Genomic DNA, 11,806 nt, shown 5'->3' with positions numbered 1-11,806 from the left:
CGGCGGGCATGTGGAAGTGGCGGAACTTGTTGAGCTTGAACAGGACCCCGTTCTTGTTGTCGCCGGCGATCGGCCGATCCTTGACGATCGACGGCATCGCAGGCACTTCAATGACGTCGCCGAATTCGAAGTCGATGCGCAAATCGGGATCGAAGTAGCGGGCAAATTCCTTCAGATCGTAGTAATACATGCTCCGGCCTCTCGGCAGCAGGCTGACCGGCACGGCGCCGGCGCTCGGCGCGAAAGGGTCCTGCAACCTATTGCAATAATTGAGACGCGCGCGGACCGATCCATCCGAAAGCCTGGCCTGATCGAGCAGCCCGGCGAGCCTGCGGCGGAACAGCGCCTGCGGTGCAACATCGCGTACGGCATTGCGCGCATAGTAGAATAGCTTCTGTACGTTTCTTTGAAGGGTGGCCATCGGTCACTTGATAAAGGCTTGTGATTTGCCCCCGGGCCCCTCCTACACCATTGTGCCGACCTTCTTGCAAGCCACAGAACCGTGTTCAGCTAGCCTGCCGGCTGTGTATGGAGCCGATCGCTCTTTGCGGTGTTGTGTTTGGAGCCCAATGCTCCTAGGCAGGGCTAAGAACCTTGGGATTGTGAAAGGAAGAGGTATGGCGCGAGCACCGAATTACGGCCAGGAACGCAGGGAACGCGACCGGCAGAAGGCCGCCAAGAAGGCGGAAAAGCAGGCGGCCAAGGTGGCAGCCAAGGAACGTTCGAAACCCGAAGACGAGACCACGTCCGAGACCGAAACGGAAACGGCAGAGTAAAACGCATCCGGCCCGCGAGGCGGATCGGATTTGGCCTAGGAATCCCGCTGCGTCTTCAGGCCGGCGCCTTGTCGCTGACGAACACGTTCACCTCGCGCGCGGCGGCTATGAAGGCGCGCCTTGCGGTCATCGCCGGTTTGTCGCCGGCCAGCGCATCATGGCAGGCCTGCAGCGCTTCGCGATGCTTTGGACTGCGCTTGCCGGGCCAGCTGTTGAGGAGGTAATCGGAAGCCTCGCGGACGGTACGCAAGAGCTGAGTGGTTCCCTCCGCGCCCGACTTGACGGTCACGGGTGTTTCAAATCGGTTGTTTTCCATCGCCGCTCTTATGCCATCGGCGCCCGCGAAGCGAGGGCGAAAGTGTTGCCTCCGCAATCACGCCGCGACGACGGCAAATCCCCTGGCGCGCAGGCCGCGCCGGTCATTGTGCAATGACATCACCAGCCGGTCGCGGCTGCCGACGATATGGGCCGAAAGCCGCCGTGCCGCCTCATCGGCATCGCCGGTCCGCACCGCTGCCAGAATGGCACGGTGTTGGGCCCAGGCACGCCCGAGTGCCGCCTCGTCGCGCACCTCCAGCCAACGGGCGCGTGACAGGCGCGTCATGGCATCGCGAACCGCCCTGAGCAGGAACTCGTTGCCGGACAGGCGTGCCAGCTTGATGTGAAAATCCATGCCGACGCGATGCCATTCCTCGCGCGGGGTGCCGGCGTCACAGGAGTCCAGCATCGCTTCGATGACGTCGACGGCGCTCCTCTCCTCCAAGGCACAAGTCAGCTTGACCGCCGCCACCTCGACCGCCTCGCGGTAAACGGCGATCTGCTCGAGCTCGGTGAGGTTGATCGGCGATACCGTCCAGCCGCGCCCGTCGCGGCAGACCAGACCTTCCGTCTCGAGCCGCAGCAATGCTGCCCTGACCGGCGTACGCGAGGCCCCGAAGCGGCTTTCGATCCAGCGCTCCGTCAGCCGCTCGCCCGGGCCGATCTCGAGGCCGAGGATCATTCCGCGAAGGTGTTTTTCGACATTCTGCATCTGCGACATGGTGTTCCGTTCTGGCTATTTGTTCTGGATATCTGGTCGCTGCTCAGCGTTGAGAGCGCCGCATTGACAGCCGTCGAGCTTGCGTCCATGACGGATACCAATTTGGTATCCCAAAACGGTATCTGCAGCAAGCCGCCGACAGACTTGCCGGACAGGACAGGACATGCCGCAAGACGCCACCCCTGCCACGCAAGGCGCCCACAACATCCACTGGCGCCGCAATCTCGCCGTGTGCTTTGCCGGCTCGTTCAGCACGCTTGTCGCGATGACGCTGCTGTTGCCCTTCCTGCCGCTTTACGTCGAGCAGTTGGGTGCCGAGGGGCACGCGGCGATCGTGCAGTGGTCCGGCATCGCCTATGGCGCGACGTTCTTCGCCGCCGCGCTGGTGGCGCCGCTGTGGGGACGGCTGGGCGACCGCTACGGCCGCAAGCTGATGCTGGTGCGTGCCAGTTTCGGCATGGCCGTCTGCATGTCGCTGACCGGCATGGTGGAGACTGTCTGGCAATTGGTGCTGCTGCGCCTGCTGATCGGTTTCGCCGGCGGCTATTCCTCGGGCTCGACCATTCTCGTCGCCATGCAGACGCCGAAGGACCGGTCAGGCTGGGCGCTTGGCGTGCTGTCGGCCGGCATCACCGCAGGCGCCCTCGTCGGCCCCCTGCTCGGCGGCGCGCTGCCGCCTTTGATCGGCATCCGCGCAACCTTCCTGCTCGCCGGCGGCGTCATTTTCCTGGCGTTCCTGGCAACGACTTTTCTCATTGAGGAGAACCCTCGCCCGGTAGCCGACAAATCAGCATCGACTGAGAAGCCGAAACGCGGCTGGTCGCAAATCTCGGACAAGCGCCCGGTCGTCGCCATGCTGGCGACCGGCACGCTGTTGAGCTTCGCCACAATGTCGATCGAGCCGATCATCACGGTCTACGTCCAACAGCTCATAGAGGATCAAAGCCGCGTCACGCTGATCTCCGGCGTCGTCATGTCGGCGGCAGCACTTGGCGCCATTCTGTCGGCCTCGCGTCTCGGAAAACTCGCCGACCGCGTCGGCCATTGGAACGTCATCATTGGGGCGCTTGCCGTCTCGGCACTGCTGCTCATCCCGCAAGCCTTCGTCACGCAGGGCTGGCAGCTCGTCGGCCTGCGTTTCCTGATGGGGCTGGCGCTTGGCGGTCTTTTGCCCTGCATCACCAGCGTCATCCGCCACAATGTTCCGGACGGCGTCGGCGGCAATGTGCTCGGCCTATCGATCTCGGCGCAATATGTCGGACAGGTCGCCGGACCACTGCTCGGCGGCTTCGTCGGCGGTCATTTCGGGATGAGCGCGGTGTTTCTCGGCACATCCGTGCTGATGGCAGGCGGAGCTGCGTATAACTGGGTGGTCCAGTCGCGACGCGCGCGCGACATGCTGGTGCAGGCGGGCAAGTCGTGACACCGTTCGCGAGCTATCATTACTTGACGGAGACCAGAGACATGAGCACGGCCGAGCAGCCAGCAAGCGGCAGTGGCCGCATTCTCATTTTCACTGGCGGCCTGTGCGGCGCGGCCGGCGTGGCACTCTCCGCCGCGGCCGCGCACCTGGGCGGCGCTTTCGTCGGCACGGCCGCGTCCTTCCTGCTCATGCATGCGCCGGTCTTTCTTGCCGTCGGCCACGTCGGCGCAAACCGGATCCTGCGAAGCGCAAGCCTTGTCCTTCTTGTCGGGCTTGTATTGTTCTGCAGTGATCTCCTCGCCCGTGACTTTCTCGGCTCGCGGCTTTTCCCGATGTCGGCGCCGATCGGCGGCACCCTGCTCATCGCCGGCTGGCTGGCGGTTGCAACCTCGGCGCTCATGCGCCCGCGCTCCTGAGATGGCGCTTGCGGGCAAACGGCCGGGGCCCGTTTCCGCCAAACGACGATCAGTCAGACGATGACCAATCCTGCCGTTCGGACCGGACCGGCAGGTCGCGATTGCGTGCACCCGGCTTGGTCAGGCGGCGCCGCTCCGGCCTATCGATGGCCGGCGAGATGCCCCAATAGTTGCGATAGATGTCTTCGAACAGATGATTGATCGGATGCATGGCTAGGCTCCTTTTTTGACTTGAATCGATCCAATCGAGAGACCCGAAAATGCCGTGCCGATCAGCTCCGCTTGCGCTCCACGAGAAAACGCAGATCGCGGATCCACGGGCCGGCCCTGCCGCGCCGTGTCCCGGGTCACCGCGTTCGAGGTTATGCTCCAGTCGTTGCGATAGATGTCTTCGAAAAGATAGTTGACGGGGTGCATGGCTGTCTCCTTCCTGAATCGATCCAACCGACAAGTGGCATCGGGCTTGGATCGATTCAAAGATACGCCCAACCGCACCAATGTCAAGCAAAAATTTGAATCGATCCAACGAAAGTGATAGAGAGGAGTCTGGAGGCAAAAATGGCGTCATCCACCGAAAGCAATACAAGACCCATCCGGCTGGCCGACATCGCCAAGGCCGCCGGGGTTTCGCACGGCACCGCCTCCAACGTGTTCAGCCGCCCTGAGATCGTGCGCGAGGAGGTCCGCGAACGGGTCAAGGCGGCCGCCGAGGCGCTGGGTTATGCCGGGCCCGACCCCAAGGGCCGGCTGCTGCGCGCCGGCAAGGCCAACGCGATCGGCGTCGCCACGACCGAGCCCCTCGCCTATTTCTTCGACGACCCCTTTGCCCGCGCGATGATGGCCGGGATTTCCGAGGCATGTGACGCCACCGGCGCCGGCATCGCGCTGGTATCGGCCGGCAACCAGGAGAAGCTTGCCTGGAACATCCAGAGCGCCCTGGTCGACGGCTTCATTCTTTTCTGCATCGAGGGAGGTCCGCGCCTCGTCGAGCTGACGCGCGAACGCAAGCTCCCCTTCGTGGCGCTCGAGCTCGGTTCCGAGGACGACACCGTCTCGGCGATCGGCGTCGACAATGTCGTCGGCGCTCGCATGGCGGCACGCCATCTGGCGGAGCTTGGTCATCGCCGTTTCGCCGTGCTGTCGCTTGCCCTCGCCGACGGCCGCACCGGTCTGGTCACACCAGAGCAGGTCCGCTCGGCGGTCTACACGGGAACACGCGACCGCTATGCAGGCTATTTCGAGGAGCTCTCCCGCTTCGGCGTGGATACAGCCAGTGTACCGGTCTTCGAGACCGAGAACGACGAGGCCAGCACCAGAGCGGGCCTCGAAACGGTATTCGCCTCGGCCGAGCCGCCCACCGCCATCCTGGCGATGTCGGACAGGATCGCCATGATCGCCATCGAGTGGCTGAAGGCACGTGGCCTCTCGGTTCCCGGCGACGTTTCCATCGTCGGCTTCGATGGCGTGCCGGACGCGGCGCTTTGCGATCCTGCGCTCACCACGATCGCCCAGCCGATCGCCGAGATCGGCCGCCGGGCGGCACGAACGATCCTTGATTTCGACGGCACGGTGCGGCGTGAGACGCTCGGCGTCGAGCTTGTCGTCAGGGCATCTTCCGGACCGCCGCCCAAAACAGCTTGAACCCGGACGCTTACGGATTGCTAGTCGCCATGGCCCCCACACCGAAGGGCGTATGGGCAGGCGGCGCCTCGCTACGGACCGGCTTGCTCTTACCGGACTGTCCAATACCCGACAGCCATTCAAGATAATAAGCGAGCGCGAACTGCATGGCGATTCCGGCGGCGATCAGCAAACTGTCATAGGCAAACCCGCCCGGGTTGATCAGCTTCATCACCTGCGCCACCATAGCGATCACCGTGCCGGCGATGAAAACCGGCAGCGAACGTTTGCCCAATATGGCGAGCGGATGGTCGCGACTGGTGCGGAACAGGTTCGAGACAGAAGGAAAGGCCATAATCAGGTAGCTCACCGCCAGGATGTGGACCAGCCTCGGCAGCGACAGGAATGTCTTGTCGAAGCCGGTCAGCACCACCGGCAGGTTCAGCCACGACACGTGCCCCCATAGCGGGCTGTGCACCCAAATCAATGCCGCCGCGACATAGACCGCCGCCGTGCCGACCAGCCAACGGTTGACCGGAATGGTGCCGCCGCGCTTGATATGCAGCATACTCGCCAGGCCGATGTTGAAGAGGAACTGCCACGACAGCGGATTGAGGAACCAGAAGCCGGGCTCAGGATAATTCGGCGGCGCGATCTGATAGATCCCGGCAACCAGCCACAGAGCTCCCGATATCGCGAGCGCCGCCACGGGCCTGTAGCTGATGAACAGCAGGAAGGTTGGCGCCATCAGCAGCAGCACCGCATAGACCGGCAGGATGTTGTTGTAACCGAGCTGATGGCCAAGCGTGACGATGCCGATCAGCACTTGCTGCGGGTTCCTGATCAATGGTTCGATGTTGATCAGCGTCAGCATGTCCGGCCGCTTCTCGAACACCGCCGCCGCGCAGAAAATGGCCACCACCACCATCGTCGTGACGATGTGGGCGACATAGAGCACACCGGCGCGACGCCACAATTTCAGAATCGCCATGAGCCGGTTTCCGGTCTGGAATTTTGAGCCATAGGCGAGCGCAACGGACATGCCGGAGATCAGCACGAAGGCTTCCGCGGCATCCGAAAAGCCGAAATTTTTGTAGGTCAGGGTTTCGAAAACCGTGCCCGGGACATGGTCGACAAATATGATTAGCAGAGCGAGAGCGCGGAACACATCGATACGCGTATCGCGTTCCGAATTTGGCATGGTCATCGATAAAAGGCCTCAAAGCTGGTTGTTCATGCCGGCGATCGATGCGACCGCCCGACGCACCGCTTCGATTCCTCCCGCAGGAGCATATCGCGAACAAACGGACGGAAATGCGCCCGGTTCAATCAACTTTGAAGGAGCCCGAAAATATTCCGTTTTGAAGCCGGCAAATGAACAAAAACGACGCGAAATCAAAAGGATGCAAGTATGGCCGAAAAACCTCCGGAAGACGGCTTTTTGCGGCGCGACCTGCCGTTTTTCTATCGCCTCCACAGACCAGCAGAACCAACCGGCGAATGCCTTTTTCTTCTACATGGATCCGGTGTCGACGAGACGACGCTGGTGGCGCTGGGGCAGCAAATCGCACCGCACGCGGTGGTGGTGGCAGTGCGTGGCCGTATCGCCCAGGAGGACGGTTTCCGCTGGTTCAGACGCATCTCGCCCATACGCTTCGAACAGGGTAGCATCCGCAAGGAAGCGGCCGCTTTCGCTGACTTCATCACGGAAGCCGCGAAACGCCACGGCCTCGACCTCTCCCGGGCGATTTTTCTCGGCTATTCCAACGGCGCGAACCTGGTTTCAAGCGTGATGCTGCTGCATCCGCAACTCATCGCGCGAGCAGCGTTGCTGCGGCCCATGCCCGTGCTGGACGAGGTGCCGCCGGCGGACCTCCGCAAGACACGGGTGGCAATCATATCCGGCGCCGCCGACCTGACCTACGGGCCCTTCGCACTCGCGCTGGTCGGACTGCTCAGCCGGCATGGCGCCCAGGTCGACGCCCACACCGTCGCCTCCGGTCACGAAATCGGCGATCGGGATGCTGAAATCGTCAGGCAATGGCTGGCAGGCCCGGCAACGGTCATCGCGCAGGCAAATCGATGAGCCGAGATTTTACCCTCGCCCCATCCGGTTCCAGGCGTCCAGCCCGGCGATCTTGTAGGCTTCGGCCAGCGTCGGATAGTTGAAGGTGTTGTTGACGAAGAAATCGACGGTGCCACCGAGATTGATCACCGCCTGGCCGATATGGATCAGTTCGGTCGCGCCCTCGCCGACGATATGCGCGCCGAGCAGCCGGCGCGTTTCGATCGAAAACAGAAGCTTCAGGAAGCCGGTGTTGACGCCCATGATATGGCCGCGCGAGGTCTCGCGGAAGCGCGCCACGCCGACCTCATACGCGCCGCCACCCTCGCGCACCTGCTCCTCGGACTGGCCGACGGTCGAGATTTCCGGCACGGCGTAGATGCCGTAGGGAAAGGTTTCCGGCGGCGGCGGCAAGGGCACGCCGAAGGCATGGCAGGCGGCCACCCTGCCCTGTTCCATCGAGGTGGAGGCGAGGCTCGGAAAGCCGATGACGTCACCGGCGGCATAGATGTTCGGCGCACTGGTCCGGAAGGTCTGCGGATCGACCTTGATGCGGCCCCGGGAATCAGCCTCGATGCCGACCACGTCCAGACCGAGCGCGCCGACATTGCCGGTGCGCCCCGCGGCATAAAGCACCATCTCCGAGCGAATGGTGCGGCCGTCGGCAAGCGTCACCTCGGCATAGTCCGGTTTCGAGGCGATCTCCTTGATCGCACTGCCCAGCCGGATCGTCATGCCGCGGTCGCGCATCTGATGGATGAAATCGTCGACGATCTCGCGGTCGACGAAATCGAGGATGGTGTTGCGCGGTTCGACCAGCGTCACCGGCACGTCGAGCGCCGAAAAGATCGTCGCGTACTCCACGCCGATGACGCCGGCGCCAATCACCGTCAGTGTCCGCGGCAGGCGCTCGAGCTCCAGCATCTCGTCGCTGTCGAAGACACGAGTCTTGTCGAAGGGCACGTCGCGCGGCCGGTGCGGGCGGGTGCCGACCGCGATCAGCGCATGCGCAAAACCGACTTCGCTATAGTCGCCCGTGTCCGTCGTCAGGCTCGCTCTGTTGGGACCGAGAAACTTGACAGCGGCGCGTGCGCTCTTGACCGTGTTGCGCATGAACTGGTGCTGCAGCACCTCGACCTCGTGATCGAGCGTCTTGTGCAGGCGTTCGATCAGATCGCCGACCAAAATGTCCTGCTTGACCCGGTAGCCGCGCCCGTAGAAGCCGCGCTCGCGCCAGCCGGAGAGGTTGAGCACAGTTTCCCGCAGCGTCTTCGACGGGATGGTGCCGGTGTGCACGGAGACACCGCCAAGCCGCCGGCCCCTGTCGACCACCAGCACGGCTTTGCCGAGCTTGGCCGACTGCACTGCGGCGCGGCGCCCGGAAGGGCCGCTGCCGATGACCAGCATGTCGTAGTCCATGTCGCCCTCGCCTGCGCTTTGTTGCGCTGCAGCAAGCTAACGCCATCGGCGCTCCAAATTCAACCGATTCGGGCTGTGCCCGGCGCTGCTTCCCACCGCATGTCGCGGAAAGGCTTGATCTTGATTCCGCAGCAAGACTTCACCATTTCAAAACCAGGCGGCCCGCACCCTATCCCGGGCCTGATTACGAGGAATGACATGAACGCGCGCGTTCTCGACGGCGAAATCATCACCACCAGGCTCGATGATATCAGGGCCTATGATGGCGTGCGCAGGCGGCGTGTCCTCGCCTTCATCATCGACTATTGCATCGTCGCGCTGCTCACCATCCCGTTCGCGATCCTGGTGTTCTTGCTCGGGATTCTGACGCTCGGCCTCGGCTGGATGCTGTTTTCCGTCCTCGTGCCGGCCGTCGCCATCCTCTACATCTGGAACACGCTCGGCAGCGCCGACCAGGCCACGACAGGCATGAAGATGATGGGGATCCGGCTCGACCGTCTGGACGGCACCCGCATCGACGGGCTGACGGCCGTGGTGCATTCGGTGCTGTTTTGGGCCGGCAACGTCATCCTGACGCCGCTGGTCCTTCTGGTGTCGCTGTTTGCCGACCGCAAGCGCACGCTGCACGACCTGCTGCTGGGCACGGTGGTCAGCCGCAGTGACCGCTGAAACAGCTTTTTTACGAGTCCCGCGCGCATTTGTGTGCAAAGTGACGGCTTCCGATCACCCACGCCTTCACAATCCTGTTGAATTTTTCGCCGTGCGCGCCAAAGGTATGATTCGCAGGAGTGTTTCCAAGGTTCGATGACGCACCATCCTACCCAGTCGCCGCAGTTCTTCCTGACCGCGCCGTCGCCGTGCCCGTATCTTGAGGGCCAGTTCGAGCGCAAGGTGTTCACGCATCTGGTCGGCGACAAGGCACCGGAGATGAACGACCTATTGACGCAAGGCGGCTTCCGGCGATCGCAGAACATCGCCTACCGGCCGGCCTGCGAGACCTGCCGCGCCTGCGTTTCGGTACGCATCCTGGCCCAGGAATTCACTGCCAGCCGCAACATGAAGCGGGTGATACAGCACAATTCAGACCTCATCGGCGCCATGCACGACGCGCAACCATCCACCGAGCAGTATTCGCTGTTCCGCAGCTATCTCGATGCCCGCCATCGCCGCGGCGGCATGTCCGACATGACGGTGCTCGACTACGCCATGATGGTCGAGGACACCCATGTTGATACCAAGGTCATCGAATACCGGCGCCGCGGCCCCGACAGCTTCATCACCGGCAAGGGCCAGGGCGAGCTGATCGCGGTGGCGCTCACCGACAAGATGGCCGACGGCCTGTCGATGGTCTATTCCTATTTCAATCCGGACTTCGAGGACCGCTCGCTCGGCACCTTCATGATCCTCGACCACATCGCCCGCGCCAGGGCGATGGGCTTGCCCCATGTCTATCTCGGCTACTGGGTCAACGGCTCGCGCAAGATGAACTATAAGATGCGCTTCATGCCGCAGGAGCATCTCGGCCCGAAAGGCTGGGAACGCTACGACCACGAAGCGGTTTCGCGCTGATCCGCCCTTTCGCCAACCATCCTTAAAACTGTTTCAAGGAGGATGCCGCTGGTTTTCGGCCGCTTGGCTGGAACGACAGACGCTGGGCCAATTTTGCGCCTGCCTCCACATCATTGCGAGAATTGCCATGTCGTCCCACAACGATCACCAGAAGGGCCTTCTCATCACCGCCATCGGCGGGCTGATGCTGACCATCGACATTCCACTGATCCGGCTCGCCGACGGCGGCGCGTGGACGATCCTCCTGCTGCGCACGGGCACCACCTTGGTCGCGGCGCTGATCGTCTGGGCCGTCTGGCGCTCGCTGAGCAGGAACGCGCCGCAGCTCGTCCCCGGCTGGTCGGGGCTCGTTGTCGCGATATGCTATGGGCTGACCTCGGTCACCTTCGTCACCAGCATCTATTATACCACGACCGCCAATCTGGTCTTCATCCTGGCCTTCAACACCGTGTTCGCGGCACTGCTGTCCTGGCTGTTCCTGAAGGAGCGGCCACGACTGGTCACGGTGGCCGCGATGCTGGTCATGATTGTCGGCGTCGCGATCATCGTCGGCGATTCGATCGGCACCGGGCACCTGTTCGGCGATCTCATGGCGCTGTGCTCGGCTTTCTTCATCTCGCTGGCCATCACCATCTCGCGCGCCAGCGGCAAGGACATGGGGTTCACATCGCTGGTCGGCGTGATCCTGCCCCTGGCCGTCGCACTGTTCATGGTCTCAGGCGAAGGCCTTCAGGTGAACGCGCCGTGGTGGATCATCTTCAACGGCGCCGTAATCATGCCGATCTCGTTCTTCTGCCTCGCCAACGGGCCGAAATATATTTCGGGACCGGAAGTGGCGATGTTCTATCTACTCGAAACCGTGCTGGCGCCGGTCTGGATGTGGATGATCTTTGCCGAGACGCCGTCGCGCAACAGCCTGATCGGCGGCGCGATCCTGATCGTCACGCTGGTCGCCCATTCGCTGTGGCAGCTGCATGAGGGGCGCAAGCGCCGCGCAAGCCTTGCGGTCAGTCACCCGGCCTGAGACTTCTTCTCGGCAACGATTTCGATTTGCGGCGGCGACCCTTCCATCTCCGCCGGTGCTGCGGGGGCGAGTTCGTCGGCCAATTCCACCTCGCGCAGCCATTCGCGCCAGATCGCGACCAGCAATGCCATCAGCACCGGGCCGATGAACAGGCCGAGAAAGCCCATCGTCTTGACGCCGCCGATCAGGCCGAAAAAGGTCGGCAGGAACGGCAGCTTTATCGGGCCGCCGACCAGTTTCGGGCGCAATGTCTTGTCGACGATGAACAGTTCGACGCTCCCCCAGATGAACAGCGCCAACCCGGCCATCGGCGAGCCGCTGGCGGCGAGATAGATCGAAACAAGCGTGAAGGACAGCGGTGCGCCGCCGGGGATCAGGGCCATGATGCCGGTCAGGGCGCCGAGCGTCACCGGCGACGGCACGCCGGCCAGCCAGTAGGCCACGCCCAGCACTAC

The 11,806-nt window shown here is 63.1% G+C and carries 16 protein-coding genes and 1 pseudogene; 8 read left to right on the top strand and 9 right to left on the bottom strand.

Annotated elements, in window-relative coordinates:
- Positions 1–421: pseudogene (locus EOA85_RS14505) on the bottom strand (lipopolysaccharide biosynthesis protein); the annotation flags it as partial.
- 196 nt (positions 422–617) lie between these two features.
- Here EOA85_RS14505 and EOA85_RS14500 point away from each other — a divergent pair.
- A complete protein-coding gene (locus EOA85_RS14500) occupies positions 618–776 on the top strand; it encodes a hypothetical protein (RefSeq protein ID WP_127209894.1) in 159 nt (52 codons plus the stop codon).
- 55 nt (positions 777–831) lie between these two features.
- Here the strand turns inward: EOA85_RS14500 and EOA85_RS14495 are convergent, their stop codons facing one another.
- Together EOA85_RS14495 and EOA85_RS14490 are read right to left on the bottom strand one after the other, a co-directional pair.
- A complete protein-coding gene (locus EOA85_RS14495) occupies positions 832–1,092 on the bottom strand; it encodes a DUF982 domain-containing protein (RefSeq protein WP_029353958.1) in 261 nt (86 codons plus the stop codon).
- 57 nt (positions 1,093–1,149) lie between these two features.
- Positions 1,150–1,815 carry a GntR family transcriptional regulator gene (locus tag EOA85_RS14490; protein WP_127209893.1) on the bottom strand — a complete coding sequence of 222 codons (666 nt, stop codon included), beginning with the start codon at positions 1,813–1,815 and terminating at the stop codon, positions 1,150–1,152.
- 163 nt (positions 1,816–1,978) lie between these two features.
- Here EOA85_RS14490 and EOA85_RS14485 point away from each other — a divergent pair, with 163 nt between their 5' ends.
- Both EOA85_RS14485 and EOA85_RS14480 read left to right on the top strand, forming a co-directional pair.
- The gene (locus tag EOA85_RS14485) at positions 1,979–3,238 is read left to right on the top strand and encodes a multidrug efflux MFS transporter (RefSeq protein ID WP_127209892.1); all 1,260 of its coding nucleotides are present in this window, start codon (positions 1,979–1,981) and stop codon (positions 3,236–3,238) included.
- 41 nt (positions 3,239–3,279) lie between these two features.
- On the top strand, positions 3,280–3,654 hold the full coding sequence (locus EOA85_RS14480; RefSeq protein WP_127209891.1) for a DUF423 domain-containing protein: 375 nt from the start codon (positions 3,280–3,282) through the stop codon (positions 3,652–3,654).
- A 49-nt stretch (positions 3,655–3,703) separates the two neighbouring features.
- On the opposite strand, the gene EOA85_RS37465 is transcribed toward EOA85_RS14480, so the two are convergent.
- Together EOA85_RS37465 and EOA85_RS14475 are read right to left on the bottom strand one after the other, a co-directional pair.
- A complete protein-coding gene (locus tag EOA85_RS37465; RefSeq protein ID WP_164759659.1) occupies positions 3,704–3,865 on the bottom strand; it encodes a hypothetical protein in 162 nt (53 codons plus the stop codon).
- Between the two features lie 2 nt (positions 3,866–3,867).
- Positions 3,868–4,071: a hypothetical protein gene (locus tag EOA85_RS14475; protein WP_164759657.1), complete on the bottom strand. Its 204-nt coding sequence runs from the start codon at positions 4,069–4,071 to the stop codon at positions 3,868–3,870.
- Positions 4,072–4,212: 141 nt separating this feature from the next.
- Here EOA85_RS14475 and EOA85_RS14470 point away from each other — a divergent pair, with 141 nt between their 5' ends.
- Positions 4,213–5,295, top strand: a complete 1,083-nt coding sequence (locus EOA85_RS14470; RefSeq protein WP_127209890.1) for a LacI family DNA-binding transcriptional regulator — start codon at positions 4,213–4,215, stop codon at positions 5,293–5,295.
- Between the two features lie 10 nt (positions 5,296–5,305).
- Here the strand turns inward: EOA85_RS14470 and EOA85_RS14465 are convergent, their stop codons facing one another.
- Both EOA85_RS14465 and EOA85_RS37460 read right to left on the bottom strand, forming a co-directional pair.
- Positions 5,306–6,481 (bottom strand): OpgC family protein, encoded by a 1,176-nt coding sequence (locus tag EOA85_RS14465; RefSeq protein ID WP_127209889.1) that lies wholly within the window; start codon positions 6,479–6,481, stop codon positions 5,306–5,308.
- Between the two features lie 12 nt (positions 6,482–6,493).
- Positions 6,494–6,751, bottom strand: a complete 258-nt coding sequence (locus tag EOA85_RS37460; protein ID WP_164759656.1) for a hypothetical protein — start codon at positions 6,749–6,751, stop codon at positions 6,494–6,496.
- Between EOA85_RS37460 and EOA85_RS14460 the strand changes: the two genes are divergently transcribed.
- A complete protein-coding gene (locus EOA85_RS14460) occupies positions 6,686–7,360 on the top strand; it encodes an alpha/beta hydrolase (protein WP_127209888.1) in 675 nt (224 codons plus the stop codon). The genes EOA85_RS37460 and EOA85_RS14460 overlap by 66 nt on opposite strands.
- Positions 7,361–7,369: 9 nt before the next feature.
- Here the strand turns inward: EOA85_RS14460 and sthA are convergent, their stop codons facing one another.
- Entirely contained in the window at positions 7,370–8,758 is a 1,389-nt protein-coding gene (gene sthA / locus EOA85_RS14455) for a Si-specific NAD(P)(+) transhydrogenase (protein ID WP_065008032.1), read from the bottom strand.
- A gap of 198 nt (positions 8,759–8,956) precedes the next feature.
- Between sthA and EOA85_RS14450 the strand changes: the two genes are divergently transcribed.
- The 3 genes from EOA85_RS14450 to EOA85_RS14440 all read left to right on the top strand — a co-directional run bounded on the left by EOA85_RS14450 (position 8,957) and on the right by EOA85_RS14440 (position 11,351).
- Positions 8,957–9,427, top strand: a complete 471-nt coding sequence (locus EOA85_RS14450; protein WP_095521744.1) for an RDD family protein — start codon at positions 8,957–8,959, stop codon at positions 9,425–9,427.
- 135 nt (positions 9,428–9,562) lie between these two features.
- Complete coding sequence (locus EOA85_RS14445) at positions 9,563–10,327, top strand: arginyltransferase (RefSeq protein ID WP_029353973.1); 765 nt, start codon at positions 9,563–9,565, stop codon at positions 10,325–10,327.
- 127 nt (positions 10,328–10,454) lie between these two features.
- Positions 10,455–11,351, top strand: a complete 897-nt coding sequence (locus EOA85_RS14440; RefSeq protein ID WP_127209887.1) for a DMT family transporter — start codon at positions 10,455–10,457, stop codon at positions 11,349–11,351.
- On the opposite strand, the gene EOA85_RS14435 is transcribed toward EOA85_RS14440, so the two are convergent.
- Positions 11,339–11,806 (bottom strand): AI-2E family transporter (locus EOA85_RS14435; RefSeq protein WP_164759658.1); only part of this gene is annotated, 468 nt, incomplete at its 5' end. The two genes, EOA85_RS14440 and EOA85_RS14435, sit on opposite strands and share 13 nt — an antisense overlap.

It is taken from the genome of Mesorhizobium sp. M5C.F.Ca.IN.020.29.1.1 (assembly GCF_003997375.1).
Lineage (GTDB): Bacteria > Pseudomonadota > Alphaproteobacteria > Rhizobiales > Rhizobiaceae > Mesorhizobium > Mesorhizobium wenxiniae.
The sequence above is the reverse complement of the archived record's forward strand: the minus strand, read 5'-3'. Positions and strand labels throughout refer to the sequence as shown.

Excerpts from the sequence above, each read along its gene's own strand:
- EOA85_RS14450 (WP_095521744.1), top strand. The coding sequence starts at position 8,957 with ATGAACGCGCGCGTTCTCGACGGCGAAATCATCACCACCAGGCTCGAT.
- EOA85_RS14440 (WP_127209887.1), top strand. The coding sequence starts at position 10,455 with ATGTCGTCCCACAACGATCACCAGAAGGGCCTTCTCATCACCGCCATC.
- EOA85_RS14490 (WP_127209893.1), bottom strand. The coding sequence starts at position 1,815 with ATGTCGCAGATGCAGAATGTCGAAAAACACCTTCGCGGAATGATCCTC.
- EOA85_RS14485 (WP_127209892.1), top strand. The coding sequence starts at position 1,979 with ATGCCGCAAGACGCCACCCCTGCCACGCAAGGCGCCCACAACATCCAC.
- EOA85_RS14480 (WP_127209891.1), top strand. The coding sequence starts at position 3,280 with ATGAGCACGGCCGAGCAGCCAGCAAGCGGCAGTGGCCGCATTCTCATT.
- EOA85_RS14475 (WP_164759657.1), bottom strand. The coding sequence starts at position 4,071 with ATGCACCCCGTCAACTATCTTTTCGAAGACATCTATCGCAACGACTGG.
- EOA85_RS14495 (WP_029353958.1), bottom strand. The coding sequence starts at position 1,092 with ATGGAAAACAACCGATTTGAAACACCCGTGACCGTCAAGTCGGGCGCG.
- EOA85_RS14445 (WP_029353973.1), top strand. The coding sequence starts at position 9,563 with ATGACGCACCATCCTACCCAGTCGCCGCAGTTCTTCCTGACCGCGCCG.
- EOA85_RS14500 (WP_127209894.1), top strand. The coding sequence starts at position 618 with ATGGCGCGAGCACCGAATTACGGCCAGGAACGCAGGGAACGCGACCGG.
- EOA85_RS14470 (WP_127209890.1), top strand. The coding sequence starts at position 4,213 with ATGGCGTCATCCACCGAAAGCAATACAAGACCCATCCGGCTGGCCGAC.
- EOA85_RS14465 (WP_127209889.1), bottom strand. The coding sequence starts at position 6,481 with ATGACCATGCCAAATTCGGAACGCGATACGCGTATCGATGTGTTCCGC.
- sthA (WP_065008032.1), bottom strand. The coding sequence starts at position 8,758 with ATGGACTACGACATGCTGGTCATCGGCAGCGGCCCTTCCGGGCGCCGC.
- EOA85_RS14460 (WP_127209888.1), top strand. The coding sequence starts at position 6,686 with ATGGCCGAAAAACCTCCGGAAGACGGCTTTTTGCGGCGCGACCTGCCG.
- EOA85_RS37465 (WP_164759659.1), bottom strand. The coding sequence starts at position 3,865 with ATGCATCCGATCAATCATCTGTTCGAAGACATCTATCGCAACTATTGG.